This window comes from Amycolatopsis bullii, assembly GCF_014654205.1.
Classification (GTDB): domain Bacteria; phylum Actinomycetota; class Actinomycetes; order Mycobacteriales; family Pseudonocardiaceae; genus Amycolatopsis; species Amycolatopsis plumensis.
Genome location: NZ_BNAW01000048.1, coordinates 35,993 through 55,161, shown reverse-complemented (window position 1 = coordinate 55,161; position 19,169 = coordinate 35,993). Strand labels below are relative to the sequence as shown.

The window sequence follows — 19,169 nt, the reverse complement described above, 5'->3', positions numbered from 1 at the left end:
ACTAGAACAGGTTTCAATATTGCGCCCGATCCGGAGGACAGGCGTGGACTTCGCCCTTGACGATACGCAGACCGAAATCGCCGCCCTCGCCGCGAAAGTACTGGGGTCGCAAGACGATCCCTGGCGCGCGCTCGCCTCGTCGGGCTTGCTCGCCCTGGCGCTGCCCCCGGAGCTGGAAGGCGACGGCCTGGGCGTCGCGGAGGTCGCGCAAATCCTGACCGAGGTCGGCCGGGCCGCCGCCCCGGCGCCTGCGTACGCCGCGCTCGCACTGGGCGTCCTGCCGATCGAGTCGCTCGGCACCCCCGCCCAGCGCGCGGAGCTGCTGCCGGCGGTCGCGGCCGGGGACGCGCTGCTCACCGCGGCCCTGCACGAGCCGTCCGCGCCGCTGGTCGCCGAGCCCGCCGTGACCGCGCGGGCCGGAGACGGGAAGTGGCTGATCAGCGGCGTGAAGACCGCTGTCCCGTACGCCGCCGAAGCCACCCGGATCCTCACGCCGGTGACCACCGCCCACGGCAGCGCCGTCTACCTCGTCGACCCGCGGGCCGACGGCGTCACGCTCGTCCCGACGCCCACCTCGGCCGGGACCCCCGAGTACACCGTCCGGCTCGACGACGTCGCCGTCGCGGAAACGGACCTCCTGTTCGACCGCGGCGCGGTCGCGGCGCTGCACCGGTTCGCGCTGGCCGGCGCCCTCGCGTTCGGCGACGGCCTCCTGGCCGGCGCGCTGGCGCTGACCGTCAAGCACGTCGGCGAGCGGACCCAGTTCGGCCGGCCTCTCTCCGCCTTCCAGGCCGTGGCGGGCCAGATCGCCGACGTCTACGTGGCCGCGCGGACCGTGCACCTCGCCGCGACCTCCGCGGTGTGGCGGCTGGCTTCGGGCCTCGACGCGGACGCCGAACTGGACGTCGCCGCCTACTGGTTCGCCGCGCAGGCACCGGTCGCGCTGGCGACCTGCCACCACCTGCACGGCGGGATCGGCGTCGACGAAACCTACCCGCTGCACCGGTATTCGTCGGCGGTCAAGGATCTCGGCCGGGCGCTCGGCGGGGCCGCGCACCGGCTCGGCAGGCTCGGCGAACGAGTGGCGGGGTGAGCGGGATGCACGTCGAACTGACCGCGGCGCAACGGCAGCTGCGCGCCGAACTGCGCGAATACTTCGCCGGGCTGATCAGCCCCGGGGAACGCCGGGCGATGCGGCGCGAGCGGCACGGGCCGGTGTTCCGCGAGATCGTCCGCCGGATGGGCCGCGACGGCCGGCTCGGCGTCGGCTGGCCGGTCGAATACGGCGGCCAGGGCTTCGGCGGGATCGAACAGCACCTGTTCGTCGACGAGGCCGCGCGGGCCGACGTCCAGTTGCCCTCGGTCACGCTGCAGACGGTCGGGCCGACGCTGCAGGAGTTCGGCACGGACGAGCAGAAGTCCTTCTTCCTGCCGAAGATCCTGGCGGGGGAGATCCACTTCGCGATCGGGTACAGCGAACCGGAAGCGGGCACCGACCTCGCGTCGCTGCGGACGACGGCGGTGCGCGACGGCGACTCCTACGTCGTCAACGGCCAGAAGATCTTCACCACCGGCGGCCACGACGCCGACTACGTCTGGCTGGCCGTGCGGACCGCGCCGGACGCGCCGAAGCACAAAGGCATCTCGATCCTCATCGTCGACACGAGCGACCCCGGCTACTCCTGGACACCGATCATCACCTGCGACGGCGCCCATCACGTCAACGCGACGTACTATTCGGACGTCCGCGTGCCGGCGAACCGCTTGGTGGGGCAGGAAAACGCGGGCTGGCGGCTGATCACGACCCAGCTCAACCACGAGCGCGTCATGCTCGGGCCCGCCGGCCGGATCGGCGGCCTGTACGACCGCGTTCGCGCCTGGGCGAGCGCGCACGGCCTGCTGGACCTGGCCGACGTGCGCGCCGTGCTTGCCGAGGCACTGGCCGTGACGCGGGTGAACGAACTGCTGAACTGGCAGGTCGCGGTGTCGTCGGCGAGCGCGCCGGTGGGCGTGGCCGACGCGTCGGCGACCAAGGTGTTCAGCTCCGAGGCCATCCAGCGGATCGGCCGGAACCTCGAAGAAGTTGTCGGGCGGCACGGTGACCTGTCCGATCCGGACACCGCCGAGCTCGCCGAATGGCTCGACCTCACCGCGAAACGCAACATCGTGCTGACGTTCGGCGGCGGCGTCAGCGAAATCCAACGGGAGCTGATCGCCTCGATCGGCCTGGGCCTGCCGAGGGTGCCACGATGAACATCGAAGAGGCCGCCGCGGCGATCGCGGCACGCGGGGAGTGCGCGCCGCGCCTGGCGCGCGATCCGGTCAACCAGGCCATGGTCAACAACTGGGTCGAGGCGATCGGGGACCGCAACCCCGTCTACACCGACCCCGAGTACGCCGCCACCAGCGTCCACAAGGGACTTGTCGCGCCGCCCGCGATGGCGCAGGTGTGGACGATGGGCGGCCTGAACGTCCCGCGCGGCTCCGACGACCCCCTGGGCCTGATGATGGAGCTCCTGGACGAAGCCGGGTTCACGTCCGTCGTCGCGACGAACTCCGAGCAGACCTACCACCGCTACCTGCGGCCGGGAGAACAGGTCGAGGCGCGGACGCGGCTGGAGAACGTCGTCGGGCCCAAGAAAACCGCCTTGGGCGAAGGCTGGTTCGTCACCACGCGGATGACCTGGTACGTCGGCGACGAGGCCGTCGCCGAAATGATGTTCCGGGTGCTCAAGTTCCGCCCGCCCGCCCCGAAGCCGCCGCCCGCGCCGGTGCTGCGGCCGGTGATCAGCCGGGACACGGAATTCTTCTGGGACGGCCTGCGCGAAGGCGAGCTGAGGATCCAGCGCTGGGGCGAGACGCTGCGGCACCCGCCCGGGCCGATGCCGCCCGACGGCTCGCTGGACACCAAACCCGACTACGTCGTCGCCAGTGGCCGCGGGACCGTGTACTCCTACGTCGTGCACCACCACCCGGCGGTGCCGGGCAAGCAGCTGCCGTTCGTGGTGGCCCTGGTGGAACTCGAAGAAGGGGTCCGCGTGATGGCCGAGCTCCTGGACGCCTCGCCGGAGGAAGTCCACATCGGACTGCCGGTGGTCGCGGCGTTCGTCGAGGTGGACGCCGAGCTGACCCTGCCCGCGTGGAAGGTGGCCCGATGACCGTCGCCGAAGGGACCGAACTGCCGCCGCTGACGATCGAGGCGACGCCGACGTTCGTGGTCAGCACGGCGCTGGCCACCCGGGACTTCCAGGACGTCCACCACGACCGCGACTCGGCGGTGGCCCGCGGCTCGAAGGACATCTTCCTCAACATCCTCACCGACACCGGCCTGGTCCAGCGGTTCGTCTCCGAGTGGGCCGGGCCCGAGGCGCTGATCCGGTCGATCAAGATCCGGCTCGGCGTGCCGTGCTACGCCTACGACACGCTGACGTTCACCGGCCGCGTGGTTTCCTGTTCCGGGCGGGACGTCGTGGTTTCGGTGTCCGGTGTGGACAGTCTCGGCGAGCACGTCGCCGGGACCGTGGAGGTGACCCTGCCGTGACGCTCTCGGGCAAGGCGGCGATCGCCGGGATCGGCGCGACGGAGTTCTCGAAGGACTCCGGGCGCAGTGAACTGCGGCTGGCGGCCGAATGCATCTCCCACGCACTCGCCGATGCCGGGCTTCGCCCGTCCGATGTGGACGGGCTCGTGTCGTTCACCATGGACGGCAACGCGGAGATCGCGGTCGCGCGCGAACTGGGCATCCCCGAGCTGAAGTTCTTCAGCCGGATCCACTACGGCGGCGGGGCCGCGGCGGCGACCGTGCAGCAGGCGGCGATGGCGGTGGCGACCGGCGTCGCGGACGTCGTCGTCGCGTACCGGGCGTTCAACGAGCGCTCCGGCCACCGCTTCGGCCAGGTGTCCTCCGCGGCGGCCGGTCAGGTCAACTCCTCGGGCGTGGACAACGCGTTCCACTACCCGATGGGCATCGCGACCCCGGCGGCGACGGTGGCCATGGTGGCGCAGCGTTACCTGCACGACTACGGGGCGACGAGCGAGGACTTCGGGCGCGTCGCGGTGGTCGACCGCAAGCACGCGGCGACCAACCCGAACGCGTGGTTCCACGGGCGGCCCATCACCCTGGCGGAGCACCAGGCGTCGCGCTGGGTGGCCGAACCGCTGCACCTGCTCGACTGCTGCCAGGAGAGCGACGGCGGAGTGGCGCTGGTCGTCACCAGCGCGGCGCGGGCGCGCGACCTGGCGCGGCCGCCGGCGGTGATCGCCGCGGCGGCGCAGGGGAGCGGGCCGGACCAGTACGTGATGACCAGCTACTACCGCGACGACCTGGCCGCGCTGCCGGAGATGGGCGTCGTGGGCAGGCAGCTGTGGGCGCAGTCCGGGCTCGGTCCGTCCGATGTGGACGTTGCCGTGCTGTACGACCACTTCACGCCGTATGTGCTGATGCAGCTGGAGGAACTGGGTTTCTGCGGGCGCGGCGAGGCGAAGGACTTCATCGCCGACGGGGCGCTGGAGCTCGACGGCGCGCTGCCGCTCAACCCGCACGGCGGCCAGCTCGGCGAGGCCTACATCCACGGCATGAACGGCATCGCGGAGGGCGTCCGCCAGATCCGTGGCACGGCGGCCAACCAGGTCGCGAGCGCGTCGCGGGTGCTGGTCACGGCGGGGACGGGCGTGCCGACCAGCGGACTCATCCTGACGGGTGACTGAGTGTCACCTCAATGACGGCTGGTGCCCGGCCGGCGTGGGTGTCACGGTGGAGACACCACCCACGACGGAGAGTGAGGCCGATGGCGGTCGACTGGGCTTTGACGGCGCTGTTCGCGGCGCTGGTGCTGCCCTGCGTGCTGCGCCTGGTCCGACTCGACTACGGGCGGCTGGGTGCTGGGGTGCGCCACGGCGACCTGGCGGAGCTGCTGCTGGTGGTGGCCATGGTGGCGATGGTGTCGCCGGTCGGCGGCCCGATCCCGGCGGCGGGCTGGCAGGCGGTGCTGGTCCTGACGACGGGCTGGTTCGCGGTGGCCTGGTGGCGCCGCCGGACGTGCGCGCACCACGCCCTCTCGGCGGCGGCGATGCTGTACATGGTGACGGCGATGCCGCACGGAGGGATGGACCACGGGCCATGGCTGACGATGCCGGGAATGGACGCCCGGCTGGCGTTGCCGCTGATCGCAGTGCTGGCGGCGGGCTATTTCGTGGCCGACGCGGCTTGGTCGGGGGTGCTGGTGGTGCGCGGCTCGGCGGGAGTGGGGGCGGACTCGGGCCACGCGTCGCGGGCGGTGTGCCGGGCGGCGATGGGGGCCGGGATGGGGTACATGCTGCTGGCCTCGGCTTTGTGAGCACGCAGACCTCAGCCCGTGACCCGCCGCACCTCGCCCAGCCCGCTTTCCCCGGGCTCAGGCAGCGAAGCCGCCGGGTTCTCCGCCGTCCACTGGGCCGCCGCCGCGATGTCCTTCTTGAGCGCCGTGATCAGATCCTCCGCCGAGGCGTACTTCTCCTGGTTGCGCAGGTGGGACCCCAGCCACACCACCAGCGTCTCGCCGTACAGGTCACCCGAGAAGTCCAGGACATGGGCCTCCAGCAGCCGGTAGCCGTCCGCGCCGTAGTACGTCGGGCGGCGGCCGACCGAAATCGCCGCCGGCAGGCGGGAACCGTCCGCCCGGCCGATCCAGCCCGCCCACACCCCGTCGCCCAGCGAGCCGGCCTGGTCGCTCAAGGCGATGTTCGCCGTGGGAAAGCCCAGCTCACGGCCGCGCTTGTCGCCTGGCTCGACCGTTCCCCGCACCACGAAGTATTCCGAAGTCACCCCTCCACGGTAGCGGGCGGAAGACCGGCGTTCAGGGAGTGGACACCAGCACCGTGTCCGCCAGCACCGGCGCGTCGTCCCGCTCGACCGCCGACGTGGTCACCAGGAGCTCGCTGCCGGACCGCCACACCCGGATCCGCAGCGTCTCGCCCGGGAACACCACGCCGGCGAACTTCGTCGCGAACGACGCCACCCGGGCCGGGTCGCCGTCCAGTAACTCGTTCACCAGCACCCGCGCGACGATCCCGTACGTGCACAGCCCGTGCAGGATCGGCCGGTCGAACCCCGCCGCCCGGGCGAACGCCGGGTCCGCGTGCAGCGGGTTCCGGTCGCCGCACAGCCGGTACAGCAGCGCCTGCTGCGGCAACGTCGGCGTCTCGAAGACGAAGTCCGGCTCCCGCGGAGGACAGGAAACCCGATCCGAAGGCCCGCGCGAGCCACCGAACCCGCCCTCGCCACGGGCGAAGATGCTCGACCGGGCCGTCCACAGTGGATCACCCGACGAGGACGTGACCGAGACCTCCTGGACGACCACCGCCGCCTTGCCCTTGTCGTACACGTCCGCGACCCGCGACCGCGCCACCGCCTTGCCGGACGTCGGGATCGGCTGGTGCAGCGTGATCTCCTGCTTGCCGTGCAGCACCTTCGCCAGGTCGATCTCCACCCCGGGGAACGACACCGCGGGCGGGTCGAAGACACGCAGGTTCGCCGCGACCGTCGCGAACGTCGGCAGCACCACGAGGTCCTGCTCGTAGGTGTACCGCAGCTCGTCCGGGCCCGCGCCGAGCGCGAGGTGGTACAGCAGCACGTCCGACGACGTCCAGGCGAAGGTCACTTCGCCGATCTCGGCACCGATGGCGACCGCGGGGTCGATGGGCACGGAAGCTCCCTATTCGTAGCTGATCGAGACCTCGTCGGTGACCGGCAGCGACTGGCAGGCCAGCACGATGCCGTCCGCCATGTCCTCGGCGTCGAGGACCTCGTTGTGCAGCATCTTCACCTCGCCGGACACCACCCGGCAAGCGCACGCGCTGCACTGCCCCTCCCGGCACGAATAGGGCGCGTCCATGCCCGCGCCCAGCAGGTGGTCGAGGAGCTTCCGCTGGCGCGGCCACCCCATCGACCGCGTCTCCCCGTCGAGGGTCACCGTCAGCGACGCCGGTGCTTCGTCCGAAGGCTCCTCGACGACCTCGACGGTCTCTTCGAACGGGTTCCCGGTCAGCGACGTGAACTTCTCGATGTGCACCCGCTCCCGCGGCACCCCGAGCTGCCCGAGCGCCTCCCGCACGGCCGCCATGAACGGCGCCGGCCCGCACAGGAAAGCCTCGTGCGAGGTGTACGCCGAAGCCAGCCCGCGCAGCTGCGAGACGTCCGGCAGCCCCTGCACGCTCTCCAGCCAGTGCACGACCACCAGCCGGTCGCCGTACCGCTTGGCCAGCGCCGACAGCTCGCCCGCGAAGATCACCGAGCGTTCGTCGCGGTTGGCGTAGACCAGCACGACCCGGCCGGAACCGGTCTCCAGTGCCGTCTTGAGGATCGCCATCACCGGCGTGATGCCACTGCCGCCGGCGAAGAGTAGGAAGTCCTCGTCCACCGAAGCCGGGCAGAACACCCCGGCCGGCGCCAGCACGTCGACCTGCATCCCCGGCCGCAACGACGAGCAGATCCAGCTCGACCCGTACCCGCCGTCGGTCCGCTTGACCGTCACCTGCACGCGGTTCTCGTGCGGCGCGCTCGACAGCGAGTAGCACCGTGCCACCGAGCCGGTCTGCTCGCTGGGGATCTTCAAGGTCAGGAACTGTCCCGCCGAATAAGCAAAAGCAGAGGCGTGCTCGGGCGGGATCTCGAAGACCACCGAGCGCGCGTCCGGCGTTTCGACGACGACGTCGGCGACGGTCAGCGTGTAGACCCGCTCAGCCATCGGCCACCGCCAGCGTGCCTTCGCGCACGGCGTCGGCGATGCTGTCGGACAGCTTCGGGCACGTGTCGAGCAACGCCGACGGGCCGTCGGCGTCCGCGAACACCGGGCAGGAGTCGGCGGGCCGGCTGGTCCACTGGATGCTCGTGTGCTGGATGCTGTTCTTCTTCACCAGCACGCACGTCCCGCAGCTGCGGCACTCGTGCGGCCGCAGGCCGCCCGAGAGGAACTCGGTCTGCTCGGCGGTGGTCACACTTCCGCCTCGGTCTTCTGCCGCGCCAGGTTCTCCGCGACCTCCGCCGCCCACGCCTCGTTCGCCTTCGAAGTGTCCACTTCGAACTCGAAGCGCCGGGTCATGTCCTCGGTGACGTCGGCGGCGTCGACGTAGAACTGCTGGTACCACCGGCGCAGCTGGTAGACCGGACCGTCCTCTTCGCACAGCAGCGGGTTGTCGATCTGGGTCTTGTGCTTCCAGATCTCGACGTCCTGCAGGAACCCCGCGCCGATCCCGCGGGCCAGCTTCGCGGCGATCTTGTCCGCGTGCTCGTCGGAGATGCCCGGCGGCTTCCGCACCTTCATGCCGTACTGCAGCACGAACGACGTCGGCGTGACGGGGTAGTGGCAGTTGATGAGCACGCTCTCGATTTCGTAGCCCTGGAACGAGTTCACCAGCTTGTTGATCATGTACGACGGCCCGAAGTACGACGCCTCCGACCGCAGCAGGTTCTCCTCGCCGCCGTAGTTCGACGCCATGCCCATGTCCGGGCGGCCCTTGGTGTTGAGGTACTGCGTGGCGATGTGGCCTTCGAACACGTTCTTGAAGTAAGTCGGGTAGGCGTAGTGGATGTAGAAGAAGTGGGCCATGTCCACGACGTTGTCGATGATCTCGCGGCAGTTGGAGCCGTCGATGAAGATCTCGTCCCAGGTCCAGTTGCTCCACTCGTCGCTGTAGGCGGCCTCGATCCGCGGGATCGCCAGCTCCGCGGGGGGCGGGTTGCCTTCCGGGTCGTGCCAGACGAGCAGCTGCCCGTTCTGCACCTCCGACGTCCACGACCGCGTCCGCGCGCGCAGCGGAACCCGCTTGGCGTAGGGGATCGACACGCACTTGCCCTTGCCGTTCCAGCGCCAGTCGTGGAACGGGCAGGCGACCTCGTCGCCCTTCACCGTGCCCTGGGTGAGGTCGCCGCCCATGTGCCGGCAGTAGCCGTCGAGCACGTGCAGCTCGCCCGCCGAGTCCGCCCACACCACGAGCTTCGTGCCGAACGCGGTGATCGCGTGCGGTTTCCCGTCGCGGAAGTTCTCCGCCAGGCCGAGGCAGTGCCAGCCGCGGGCGAACCGGGTCGGCGGCTCACCGGCGTAGATGGTGCGTACCGATTCCTGCGTCATCGCTGCCCTCCCGTGGTCCCCTGATCTTCGTTCGCCAGCCGCGTCGCCGCAAGGTAGCCGAACACCATGGCGGGTCCGATGGTCGCGCCGGGCCCGGCGTACGTCCGGCCCATGACGGCCGCGCTGGTGTTGCCCGCGGCGAACAGCCCCGGCACGGCCGAGCCGTCCTCGCGCAGGACTTGCGCGTGCTCGTCGGTGCGCAGCCCGCCCTTGGTACCCAGGTCGCCCGGCACGATCTTCACCGCGTAGAACGGCGCCTTGTCGAGCGGGCCGAGGCTCGGGTTCGGTTTGTTGCGCGGGTCGCCGTAGTAGTGGTCGTACTTGCTGACTCCGCGGTGGAAGTCCTCGTCGACGCCTCGCCGCGCGAAGCCGTTGAAGCGCTCCACCGTGGTTTCCAGCGCGGACGCCGGGACGTCGATCTTCGCCGCCAGCCCGGCCAGGGTCGACGACTTCGCCGCGATCCCGGCCTTGAACCAGCGGCCGGGCAGCGGCTGGCGCGGCCCGATGCCGGTGAACATGTACCGGTCCTTGTAGCGCTGGTCGAACACGAGCCAGGTCGGGATGTGCTGTCCCGGCCCGTCGCCGGGGCCGTACATCGCGTGCACGGCCTCGACGTACGGCGCCGACTCGTTGACGAACCGCTCGCCGCGCGCGTCGACCATGATGCTGCGCGGCCGCGACCGCTCGGCCAGCGCGAACCACGGCCCGCCGGTGAGCGGCAGCGACGGCCCCCACCAGGCGTCGTCCATCAGGTCGAGGGCCGCGCCGAGCTTGAGGCCGGCGGTGATGCCGTCGCCGGTGTTGGCCTCCGCGCCGACGGTCCAGTCGACGCCGATCGGCGCGCGCTGGTACTTCTCGCGCATCTCCAGGTTCCGCTCGAAGCCGCCGCTGCCGAGGATCACGCCCCGCCGGGCACCGATGACCCCCTGCGAAGTGACGACGCCGGTCACCCGGTCGTCGTCGACCTGGAGGTCGACCAGGGGCGTGTTCAGCCGGACCTCGACACCGGCCTGGGCGAGCCCGACCCGAAGGCCGGCCGCAAGCGCTTGCCCCATGCTCAGCAGCCGCTGCCCGCGGAGTCTGCCGACGAGCCACTGCCTGCCCAGCGACAGCAGGCGGACGGCCCCGCGCGGGTGCCTCGCGAGCAGGCTCAGCCAGCGGTAGTCGGCCTGGGTGATCGGCACGCCGAGCGGGGGAGCGCTGTACGGCGGTTCGAGGTGGGCCAGCTCGGCGCCGAGCAGCTTGCCGTCGAGGGCGACGGGCTCGACCGACCGGCCGCCGGGCCGCCCGCCGGGCGCTTCGGGGTGGTAGTCGCTGTAGTCGCGGACCCACCGGAACTTCAGTGGCGTGTGGTCGCAGACGAACTTCAGCACCTCGGGGCCGTGCGCGAGGAACGTGTCGCGCCGGACGGCCGGGACGACGTCGCCGACGATCGAGGCGAGGTACTCGCGCGCCCGTTCGGGGGGTTCGTCGATCCCGGCGGCCCGCAGCGCGTGGTTGCCCGGAATCCAGACGCCGCCGCCGGACCGCGCCGTCGAGCCGCCGAAGCAGGCCGCCTTCTCCAGGACGACGACGCTCAAGCCGTGGTGGGCCGCAGCCAGCGCGGCGGTCATCCCGGCGGCGCCGCTGCCGACCACGACGACGTCGAACTGCTCGCTCATACCACCTCACCTGTAACGTGTTCCATGACAGAAGTATCCAGTTGGGAGCGCCTTTCGGCCACGATAGGCGAGAACGTGTTTCAGTTCTAGGGTAGCCACCATGGACGCACTCGTCGCGGACGTGGTCATCGTGGGATTCGGGGCGGCCGGCGCCTGTGCCGCCCTCGAGGCGGCCGACGCGGGCGCCGACGTCGTGATCGTCGAGCGCTTCGCCGGCGGAGGGGCCAGCGCGGTCAGCGGTGGCGTCGTCTACGCCGGTGGCGGCACCGGCCAGCAGCTCGACGCGGGTGTCGACGATTCCGTCGACGCGATGTACGCCTACCTGCGGCTGGAAACCGGGGACGTCGTCTCGGAGCGGACGCTGCGGCGGTTCTGCGAGGGCAGCCGCGAGATGATCACCTGGCTGGAGGGCAACGGCGTGCCGTTCGAAGGCAGCCTCTGCCCCTACAAGACGTCGTACCCGAGCGACCGGCACTACCTCTACTACTCCGGCAGCGAGGCCGCCGGCGGGTTCCGTGACGCGGCGAAACCGGCGCCCCGCGGCCACCGTGTCAAAGGGCCCGGAACCTCGGGGAAGATGCTGATGGCGCGGCTCAAGGCGGCCGTGCGCGCCCGCGGCATCCGGGTGCTGACCCAGACGACCGCCCGGACGCTGATCCGCGACGGCGCGGGCCGCGTCACCGGGCTCGTCGCCGACACCCTGAGCGACGCGCCCGCGTCGGTGCGGGCGCGGCACCAGCGCCTCGCGCAGTACGCGGCGAAACCCGGGATCTACGTGCCGTCGCTGCGCAAGTCGCTGCACCGCCGGGTCGAGCGCTTCGAGCGGTCCCACGGTCGTGAGCTGCGGATTTCCGCCCGGCGCGGGGTGGTGCTCGCCGCCGGCGGCTTCATCGCCGACCGCGAGATGGTGCGCGAGCACGCCCCGGCCTACCGCGGCGGGCTCGCGCTCGGCACGTCCGCCGACAACGGGTCGGGCATCCGGATGGGGGTCGAGGCCGGCGGGGCGACCGGGGAACTGGGCCGGATCTCCGCGTGGCGGTTCGTCACCCCGCCGAGCGCGTTCCTCGGCGGGATCATCGTCGACGCCGCGGGCCGGCGGGTCATCGACGAATCCCGCTACGGCGCCGCGGTCGGCGAAAAGCTCATCGAGGACCACGGGAGCAAGGGCTGGCTGCTGGTCGACGCGCCGATCGTGGCCGAGGCGCGCCGGGACGGCCGCAAGCAGAGCCAGTGGTTCCAGTGGCTCCAGCTGCGGTACCTGCTGCGCCGGGGCCGGGTCGTGGGCCAGACGGTCGAAGAGGTGGCGCGCAAGGCCGGCGTCGACCCGCAGGGGCTGCGCGCGAGCGTCGAGGCCTACCACGGCGACCGGGATCCGGTGGGCAAGCCGACCGAGTTCGTGCGGCGGCTGGACAACCCGCCGTACTCGCTGATCGACATCTCGGTGCGGCCCAACCTCGGGTACCCCACGCCGATGCTGACCCTCGGCGGGCTGGTCGTCGACGAGGACACCGGCGCGGTGCGGAGCACGACCGGGCAGCCGATCCCGGGGCTGTACGCCGCCGGCCGCACCGCCGTGGGAATCTGTTCCAGGTCCTACGTGAGTGGCCTGTCCCTGGCCGACTGCGTGTTTTCCGGCCGCAGAGCAGGGATCAACAGTGCCCTGGCGCAGGGCGTTCTCGACAAAAACGAGAACGTGTTCTAGTCTTGGCTCAGTGAGACTAGAGAGGAACTGCGCATGAGCGAGCAGGTGATCGCCGGGGTCCGGGACCTCCTGCCGGTCCTGCGGGAACGGGCCCAGGACGCCGAGGACGCGCGCCGCGTCCCCGAGGAGTCCGTCAAGGCCCTGCAGGAGACCGGGTTCTTCAAGCTGCTGCAGCCGAAGCTCCACGGGGGCCTCGAAGCCGACCCGGTGAGCTTCTACACCGCGGTCAAGCTGATCGCGAGCGCGTGCGGGTCCACCGGCTGGGTCGCCTCCATCCTCGGTGTCCACCCGTGGCACGTGGCCCTGTTCGACGCCCAGGCGCAGCAGGAGGTCTGGGGCGAAGACCAGGACGTGCGGATCTCCTCGTCGTACGCGCCGATGGGCAAGGCCGAGGTCGTCGAGGGCGGCTACCGCCTCTCGGGCCGGTGGAGCTTCTCCTCCGGCAGCGACCACTGCACGTGGGTGCTGCTCGGGGGGCCCGCGTTCAAGGATGGCAAGCCGGTCGACTTCTGCACTTATCTGCTGCCGATCGCCGACTACACGGTCGTGGACGTCTGGGACACGATCGGCCTGCGCGGCACCGGCTCGAACGACATCGTCGTCGAGGACGTTTTCGTGCCGCAGCACCGGGCGCTGAGCTTCATCGCGACGTCGAAGTGCAAGGTGCCGGGCCAGGCCGTCAACCCCGGGCCGCTGTACCGGCTCCCGTACGGCTCGGTGCACCCGACCACGATCACCGCGCCGATCATCGGCATGGCGCAGGGTGCCTACGACGCGCACGTCGAGCACCAGCGCAAGCGCGTCCGGGCCGCGTACGCCGGTGAGCAGTCCAAAGAGGACCCGTTCGCCAAGGTGCGGATCGCCGAGGCGGCCAGCGAAATCGACGCCGCCTGGCTGCAGCTGACCCGCAACATCGAGGAGCTGTACGAACTGGCCAAGCGCGAGGAGCGGCTGCCGAGCGACCTGCGGCTGCGCGTCCGGCGCGACCAGGTGCGCGGCACCGAACGCGCGATCGCGGCGATCGACCGGCTCTTCGAAAACTCCGGCGGCCGCGCGATCCAGCGCGGCACGCCGATCCAGCGCTTCTGGCGCGACGCGCACGCGGGCCGCGTCCACGCGGCCAACGACGCCGAGCGCGCGTACGTCATGTACGGCACCGGCGCCTTCGGGCTCCCCGTCGAGAACGCGATGTACTGATGGCTCCTGAAGGAAAGTACGTCCAGGCCGGGTCGCTCAAGCTGCACTACCACGAAGCCGGTGCGGAGCACGCCGAGACGGTGATCCTGCTGCACGGCGGCGGGCCGGGCGCGTCGGCGTGGAGCAACTTCGGGCGCAACCTGCCGGAGTTCGCCAAGCACTACCGGACGATCGCCGTCGACCAGCCCGGTTTCGGGCGGTCGGACAAGCCGACCGAGCACCCGCAGTACTTCCGGCACAGCGCGGATGCCGTCGCCGGGCTGATGGACGCGCTCGGCATCGAGCGCGCCCACTTCGTCGGCAACTCGCTCGGCGGAGGTGCGGCCGTTCGGTTCGCGCTGAACCACGGCAAGCGCGCCGGGCGGCTGGTGCTGATGGGACCGGGTGGGCTGAGCGTCAACCTGTTCGCGCCCGACCCGACCGAAGGCGTCAAGAACCTCGGGCGGTTCGCTGCGAAGCCTTCTCGTGAGCGCATGGAAGCCTTCCTGCGCATCATGGTCCACGACCAGGCGCTGATCACCGACGAGCTGATCGACGAACGCTTCGCCGCCGCGAACACCCCGGAGTCGCTCGCCGCGATGCGGGCGATGGGGATGTCGTTCGCAAAGCCCGACACGTACGAAGAAGGCATGCTCTGGCGCGAAGCCCACCGGCTGCGCCAGCGCGTGCTCCTCATCTGGGGCCGCGAGGACCGCGTCAACCCCCTCGACGGCGCGCTGGTGGCACTCAAGACGATTCCGCGCGCGCAGCTGCACGTGTTCGGCGGCTGCGGGCACTGGGCCCAGCTGGAGAAGTTCGACGAGTTCAACCGGCTGGCCCTCGATTTCCTCGGGAGTTCCTGATGGGCATCCGGTCACTGGGCTACCTCCGCATCGAAGCCACCGACATGGCGGCCTGGCGCGAGTACGGCCTCAAGGTGCTCGGCATGGTGGAAGGCAGCGGTACCAACCCGGACGCGCTTTACCTGCGCATGGACGACTTCCCGGCGCGGCTGGTGATCTCGCCGGGCTCCGCGGATCGCCTCGCGGTCACCGGCTGGGAGGTCGCGCACGCGGCGGAACTGGCCGAGCTGCGGTCGCGGCTGGACGCGGCGTCGGTGCCGTACAAGGAAGGCACGCCCGACGAGCTGGCCGACCGGCGCGTCGACGAGCTGATCAGCTTCGACGACCCGTCCGGCAACACCCAGGAGGTGTTCCACGGCGTCGCGCTGCAGCACCGGCGGGTGGTGAGCCCGTACGGCCACAAGTTCGTCACCGGCGAGCAGGGCCTCGGCCACGTCGTCTTGTCCACCAAGGACGATGAGGCGTCGCTGCGGTTCTACCGGGACGTCCTCGGCTTCCGGCTGCGCGACTCGATGCGCCTGCCGCCGCAGCTGGTCGGCAGGGCCGCCGACGGCCCGCCCGCGTGGCTGCGGTTCTTCGGCTGCAACCCGCGCCACCACAGCCTGGCGTTCCTGCCGATGCCGACGCCGTCCGGGATCGTGCACCTGATGGTCGAGGTGGAGAACACCGACGACGTCGGCCTCTGCCTCGACCGCGCGATCCGGCGGAAGGTGCCGATGTCGGCCACGCTCGGCCGGCACGTCAACGACCTGATGCTGTCGTTCTACATGAAGACCCCGGGCGGCTTCGACGTCGAGTTCGGCTGCGAAGGCCGTCAGGTCGACGACGACAGCTGGATCGCCCGCGAGAGCACCGCGGTGTCGCTGTGGGGCCACGACTTCTCGGTCGGCGCGCGGCCCCCGGGCGCATGACCTCCGTGGCGGTCGACCAGACCGAGTTCCGCAGCGTGCTCGGGCACTTCTGCACGGGCGTCACGGTCGTCACCGGCCGCGACGGCGACACCCTCGCCGGGTTCGCCTGCCAGTCGTTCGCGGCGCTGTCGCTCGACCCGCCGCTGGTGCTGTTCTGCCCGGCTCGCACGTCACGCACCTGGCCGGTGCTGGCGGCGGCGGGCCGGTTCGCGGTCAACGTGCTGGCCGAGGACCAGCAGGAGGTCAGCGCGGTGTTCGGCGCCCGCGGCGAGGACAAGTTCGCCCGGTTCGGCTGGACCCCCGCGCCGTCCGGCGCACCCCTGCTCGACGGCGCGCTGACCTGGATCGACTGTGCGCTCGAAGCCGTGCACGAAGCGGGTGACCACTACGTCGTGATCGGCCGGGTGACGGCGCTGGGGGCGCCGTCGGACGCCCGCCCGCTGCTGTTCCACCGCGGCCGGTACGCGGTCACCGAGCCGGCCCGCGACGCGCTCGCGGCCATGCTGCCCTGGCCGCGTCCGGACGACTGGCTGTAACCGCGATCGCTCCACCGGGTGGTTGTGCACGGTTTCACAGGTGGGCCGCATCCCATTCACAAGAGAAAGCCGAGCCCGGCGCGCACACTGTTACCGAGAAGACACCTTCCCGGGAGGAGTGAGTCGCGCATGCGTGGGCCCAGCGGACGAATCGCCCGGTTCGGGCGGCGGCTGCGTCCCGGCCGCAACCCCGTGGCCCGGGTGGGCGACCGCGTCGAAGCCTTCCTCCTGCTCTTGGCCGTTGTCGGCGCGTTCCTCGCGATCCCGTTCGCGGCGGCGTTCGGTTCGGAGACGTACGCGGCGCAGAACGCCCGCGCGGCCCAGGAGCGCACCACGCGCCACCCGGCAACGGCGGTTTCCCTCGCGGCGGCGTCCGGCCAGCCGTACAGCACCGACGGCGCCGGCGCCCCGGCCGCCCAGACGACGGTCCCGGCGGCCTGGTTCGACGCCCGCGGCACCCGCCACACCGGCGACGTCCTCACCGATCCGGGCAGCCCGGCGGGCACCCGCGTGCCGGTCTGGCTGGACCAGCGCGGCGAGCTGGCCGGCGAGCCGCTGTCGGCCGCGACCTCGGCGGCGGACGGCGTGTTCGCGGCGATCCTGCTGTGGGTCGCGATCACCGGCGCCCTGGCGGCGTTGTACGGCATCGCGCGGTTCGTCCTGACCCGCTTCCACGCGGCGGCCTGGGACCGGGCGTGGGCCCAGGCCCGCCACGACAGCCGGTTCTGAGTCACTTCCAGCGGAAGTGCACGAACACCCTGCCGAAGTTGTCCTTGTCCTTCTCGACCCGGTGGTAGAGCGCCTTGACGTCCTTGCGCTCGAGGAAGCGCAGGACGTGCTTCTTCAGCTGCCCTGACCCCTTGCCGGGGATGATCTCGACCAGCGGCGCCTTCTTGGCGACGGCCTCGTCGATGATCGCCTTGAGCGCGCGGTCGATCTCCCCGCCCCGGTTGTAGACGTCGTGCAGGTCCAGCTTGAGCTTCACAGTGCTTGTCACCAGCCGTCCACCGGTGGCGGCTCGGCCACGTCGATGCGCTCGCCCGGGCGGGGGATCGCCAGCGGGAGGTCGGCTTCCTTCGCCTCGCTCCACACGCGGTCGGCCGGCTCGCCCCACGGGTGCATCGCCAGCTGGAACGTCGCCCAGTGCACCGGGACCAGCAGCTTCGCCCGGACGTCGAGACCCGCCGCCACGCCTTCCTCCGGGGTCATGTGGATGTCCGGCCACTGCGGGGCGTACGCGCCGATCTGGATCAGGGCCGCGTCGAACGGGCCGTGCTCGGCGCCGATGGCCGCGAAACCGTCGAAATAGCCCGTGTCGCCGCTGTAGAACACCCGGTGCCGCGGGCCCAGCAGCGCCCACGACGTCCACAGCGTGTCGTCGTTCGTGATGCCGCGGCCGGAGAAGTGCTGGGCCGGCGTCGCCACGAAGCGGACGCCCGCCACCGTCGCCTCTTCGTGCCAGTCGAGCTCGATGATCCGGGCGGCCGGGACGTGCCAGCGTTCCAGGTGCGCGCCGACGCCGAGGGGCACGAGGAAGGGTGCGTCGGAGGCGCCGACCAGCGCACGGACCGTCGCCAGGTCCAGGTGGTCGTAGTGGTCGTGCGAGATCACCACGGCGTCGATCCGGCCGAGCCCGGACAGCGGCACCGGCGGCTCGTGCAGCCGCCGCGGGCCGGCGAACGTCGCGGGGGAGACCCGGTCGCTCCACACCGGGTCGAGCAGCACGCGGGCGCCGTCGAGTTCGACCAGCGCCGAGGCGTGGCCGTACCAGGTCAGGTGCAGGCCGTCCGCCGATTCGACCGGCGCCGCCGCGACCAGCGGCACCGCGCCGGCCGGTTTGCGCAGCTCACGGTGCTCGCCGAAGAACATCTCACGGAAGATCGTGCGCATCGAGGCCGCGGTCATCGGGTGCCGCGGCGCCGCGTTGCGGAACACCTTGCCGTCGAACTGCGGCGACGAGCGGACCCGCTCGGCCCGGGCGCCGGTGGCCTTCGCGCCGAACGCCGCGGGCAGGTCCCGGATGGCCGCGATCGTCTTCCTCATGCCCCGAGTCTACGAACGCTTCCTGAGAGGGGCCCCAGCTTCATGCAGGTGGGTGAGGGCCTGCCGGTAGGACTCGACCAGGCTCGTCTGCAGGTAGGGAAGGCCCAGCTCGGCGCAGTAGGCCTGGACGATCGGCTGCGCCCGCCGCAGGTGCGGCGACGGCATGCTCGGGAACAGGTGGTGCTCGATCTGGTAGTTGAGGCCGCCGAGAGCGACGTCGGTGACGACGCCGCCGCGGACGTTGCGGGAGGTGAGGACCTGCTTGCGGAGGAAGTCGAGCTCGGTGCGCCCGGTGAGGGTCGGCATGCCCTTGTGGTTGGGCGCGAAGATCGATCCCATGTAGACACCCCACAGTCCCTGGTGGACGGCGAAGAACAGCAGCGCCATGCCGGGGCTGAGCACCGTGAACAGCGCGCTGAAGTAGAGGACGAAGTGCCCGGCGAGCAACGCGGCTTCGGCCTTCCGGTGGCGCAGCCCCGGCTTGCGGACCGCGCGGATGCCGGACCAGTGCAGGTTCAGGCCTTCGAGGGTGAGCAGCGGGAAGAACAGGAAGGCCTGGTACCGCCCGATGAACCGGGGGACACCACGGCTGGCGCGGGCCTGGTCCTTCGACCAGACGAGGATGTCCGGGTCGACGTCGGGGTCGAGCTCCTCGTGGTTCGGGTTGGCGTGGTGGCGGGTGTGCTTGTCCATCCACCAGCCGTAGCTCATCCCGATGCCGAGGTTCCCGGCGACCATCCCGGCGACCTCGGTCGCCCGCCGTCGCCGGAACACCTGCTTGTGCGCGAGATCGTGGGAGAGCAGGGCGATCTGCCCGAACATCACGGCCATGAAGGCCGCGACGGCGAGCTGCCACCAGGAGTTCCCCAGCAGCGCGAAGGCCACCCACCCGGCGGCGAACAACCCGGTGACGACGGCGATCCGTGCGGTGTAGTAGCCGGGACGGCGGTTCATCAGGCCGGCGGCGGAGATGCGGTGGCTCAGCCGGGCGAAGTCGCTTCCGACGCTGTTCTCGGTGGTGGTCACCCACCGAAGTCTTCGCGTTCCGGGACCGCGTCGGAATGCGGTGTGCTCGAAGGAGTTTCCGGGGGCCAGCCCTACCGCCCACGCTGGTATGGGGGCCCGCCCGATGCAGTGAATGACTCATTCCTGGCGTCCGGCGCCAGGAAT

The 19,169-nt window shown here is 71.2% G+C and carries 21 protein-coding genes; 12 read left to right on the top strand and 9 right to left on the bottom strand.

Features of this window, described 5'->3' with window-relative positions; all coding sequences use genetic code 11:
- Nucleotides 1-43: 43 nt before the first annotated feature.
- The 6 genes from IE317_RS35800 to IE317_RS35775 all read left to right on the top strand — a co-directional run bounded on the left by IE317_RS35800 (nt 44) and on the right by IE317_RS35775 (nt 5,336).
- Nucleotides 44-1,093 carry an acyl-CoA dehydrogenase family protein gene (locus IE317_RS35800; RefSeq protein ID WP_191315801.1) on the top strand — a complete coding sequence of 350 codons (1,050 nt, stop codon included), beginning with the start codon at nt 44-46 and terminating at the stop codon, nt 1,091-1,093.
- A 5-nt stretch (nt 1,094-1,098) separates the two neighbouring features.
- A complete protein-coding gene (locus IE317_RS35795; RefSeq protein ID WP_191315800.1) occupies nt 1,099-2,253 on the top strand; it encodes an acyl-CoA dehydrogenase family protein in 1,155 nt (384 codons plus the stop codon).
- Nucleotides 2,250-3,158, top strand: coding sequence for a bifunctional MaoC family dehydratase N-terminal/OB-fold nucleic acid binding domain-containing protein (locus IE317_RS35790; RefSeq protein WP_191315799.1), 909 nt, complete (start codon nt 2,250-2,252; stop codon nt 3,156-3,158). The genes IE317_RS35795 and IE317_RS35790 overlap by 4 nt, the downstream gene beginning before the upstream one ends.
- A complete protein-coding gene (locus IE317_RS35785; RefSeq protein ID WP_191315798.1) occupies nt 3,155-3,541 on the top strand; it encodes a MaoC family dehydratase in 387 nt (128 codons plus the stop codon). The genes IE317_RS35790 and IE317_RS35785 overlap by 4 nt, the downstream gene beginning before the upstream one ends.
- Nucleotides 3,538-4,707 (top strand): lipid-transfer protein, encoded by a 1,170-nt coding sequence (locus IE317_RS35780; RefSeq protein ID WP_191315797.1) that lies wholly within the window; start codon nt 3,538-3,540, stop codon nt 4,705-4,707. The genes IE317_RS35785 and IE317_RS35780 overlap by 4 nt, the downstream gene beginning before the upstream one ends.
- Before the next feature lie 80 nt (nt 4,708-4,787).
- Nucleotides 4,788-5,336 (top strand): DUF5134 domain-containing protein, encoded by a 549-nt coding sequence (locus IE317_RS35775; RefSeq protein WP_191315796.1) that lies wholly within the window; start codon nt 4,788-4,790, stop codon nt 5,334-5,336.
- 11 nt (nt 5,337-5,347) lie between these two features.
- On the opposite strand, the gene IE317_RS35770 is transcribed toward IE317_RS35775, so the two are convergent.
- Genes IE317_RS35770 through kstD form a run of 6 tightly spaced genes read right to left on the bottom strand, consistent with a single transcriptional unit; the run spans nt 5,348 to nt 10,768 of the window.
- On the bottom strand, nt 5,348-5,803 hold the full coding sequence (locus IE317_RS35770; protein ID WP_191315795.1) for a riboflavin kinase: 456 nt from the start codon (nt 5,801-5,803) through the stop codon (nt 5,348-5,350).
- 31 nt (nt 5,804-5,834) lie between these two features.
- Nucleotides 5,835-6,683: a MaoC/PaaZ C-terminal domain-containing protein gene (locus IE317_RS35765; protein ID WP_191315794.1), complete on the bottom strand. Its 849-nt coding sequence runs from the start codon at nt 6,681-6,683 to the stop codon at nt 5,835-5,837.
- Nucleotides 6,684-6,692: 9 nt separating this feature from the next.
- On the bottom strand, nt 6,693-7,724 hold the full coding sequence (locus tag IE317_RS35760) for a ferredoxin--NADP reductase (protein WP_191315793.1): 1,032 nt from the start codon (nt 7,722-7,724) through the stop codon (nt 6,693-6,695).
- Entirely contained in the window at nt 7,717-7,974 is a 258-nt protein-coding gene (locus IE317_RS35755) for a hypothetical protein (protein WP_191315792.1), read from the bottom strand. The genes IE317_RS35760 and IE317_RS35755 overlap by 8 nt, the downstream gene beginning before the upstream one ends.
- Entirely contained in the window at nt 7,971-9,107 is a 1,137-nt protein-coding gene (locus IE317_RS35750; RefSeq protein ID WP_191315791.1) for a Rieske 2Fe-2S domain-containing protein, read from the bottom strand. The genes IE317_RS35755 and IE317_RS35750 overlap by 4 nt, the downstream gene beginning before the upstream one ends.
- Nucleotides 9,104-10,768 (bottom strand): 3-oxosteroid 1-dehydrogenase, encoded by a 1,665-nt coding sequence (kstD, locus tag IE317_RS35745; RefSeq protein ID WP_191315790.1) that lies wholly within the window; start codon nt 10,766-10,768, stop codon nt 9,104-9,106. The genes IE317_RS35750 and kstD overlap by 4 nt, the downstream gene beginning before the upstream one ends.
- Before the next feature lie 100 nt (nt 10,769-10,868).
- Between kstD and IE317_RS35740 the strand changes: the two genes are divergently transcribed.
- The 6 genes from IE317_RS35740 (at nt 10,869) to IE317_RS35715 (ending at nt 16,685) form a co-directional block, all read left to right on the top strand.
- On the top strand, nt 10,869-12,470 hold the full coding sequence (locus IE317_RS35740; protein WP_191315789.1) for an FAD-binding protein: 1,602 nt from the start codon (nt 10,869-10,871) through the stop codon (nt 12,468-12,470).
- 33 nt (nt 12,471-12,503) lie between these two features.
- Nucleotides 12,504-13,667 carry a 3-hydroxy-9,10-secoandrosta-1,3,5(10)-triene-9,17-dione monooxygenase oxygenase subunit gene (gene hsaA / locus IE317_RS35735; RefSeq protein ID WP_191315788.1) on the top strand — a complete coding sequence of 388 codons (1,164 nt, stop codon included), beginning with the start codon at nt 12,504-12,506 and terminating at the stop codon, nt 13,665-13,667.
- The gene (gene hsaD, locus IE317_RS35730; protein ID WP_191315787.1) at nt 13,667-14,509 is read left to right on the top strand and encodes a 4,5:9,10-diseco-3-hydroxy-5,9,17-trioxoandrosta-1(10),2-diene-4-oate hydrolase; all 843 of its coding nucleotides are present in this window, start codon (nt 13,667-13,669) and stop codon (nt 14,507-14,509) included. Before hsaA ends, hsaD begins: the two co-directional genes overlap by 1 nt.
- Entirely contained in the window at nt 14,509-15,420 is a 912-nt protein-coding gene (gene hsaC, locus IE317_RS35725; RefSeq protein WP_191315786.1) for an iron-dependent extradiol dioxygenase HsaC, read from the top strand. Before hsaD ends, hsaC begins: the two co-directional genes overlap by 1 nt.
- A complete protein-coding gene (hsaB, locus tag IE317_RS35720) occupies nt 15,417-15,956 on the top strand; it encodes a 3-hydroxy-9,10-secoandrosta-1,3,5(10)-triene-9,17-dione monooxygenase reductase subunit (RefSeq protein ID WP_191315785.1) in 540 nt (179 codons plus the stop codon). The genes hsaC and hsaB overlap by 4 nt, the downstream gene beginning before the upstream one ends.
- Nucleotides 15,957-16,085: 129 nt before the next feature.
- Nucleotides 16,086-16,685, top strand: a complete 600-nt coding sequence (locus IE317_RS35715) for an Rv1733c family protein (protein ID WP_191315784.1) — start codon at nt 16,086-16,088, stop codon at nt 16,683-16,685.
- Nucleotide 16,686: 1 nt separating this feature from the next.
- On the opposite strand, the gene IE317_RS35710 is transcribed toward IE317_RS35715, so the two are convergent.
- Genes IE317_RS35710 through IE317_RS35700 form a run of 3 tightly spaced genes read right to left on the bottom strand, consistent with a single transcriptional unit; the run spans nt 16,687 to nt 19,025 of the window.
- Entirely contained in the window at nt 16,687-16,953 is a 267-nt protein-coding gene (locus tag IE317_RS35710; protein WP_229903072.1) for a Smr/MutS family protein, read from the bottom strand.
- The gene (locus tag IE317_RS35705; protein WP_191315783.1) at nt 16,950-17,999 is read right to left on the bottom strand and encodes an MBL fold metallo-hydrolase; all 1,050 of its coding nucleotides are present in this window, start codon (nt 17,997-17,999) and stop codon (nt 16,950-16,952) included. Before IE317_RS35705 ends, IE317_RS35710 begins: the two co-directional genes overlap by 4 nt.
- A 9-nt stretch (nt 18,000-18,008) precedes the next feature.
- A complete protein-coding gene (locus tag IE317_RS35700; protein WP_191315782.1) occupies nt 18,009-19,025 on the bottom strand; it encodes a fatty acid desaturase family protein in 1,017 nt (338 codons plus the stop codon).
- Between the last annotated feature and the right edge of the window lie 144 nt (nt 19,026-19,169).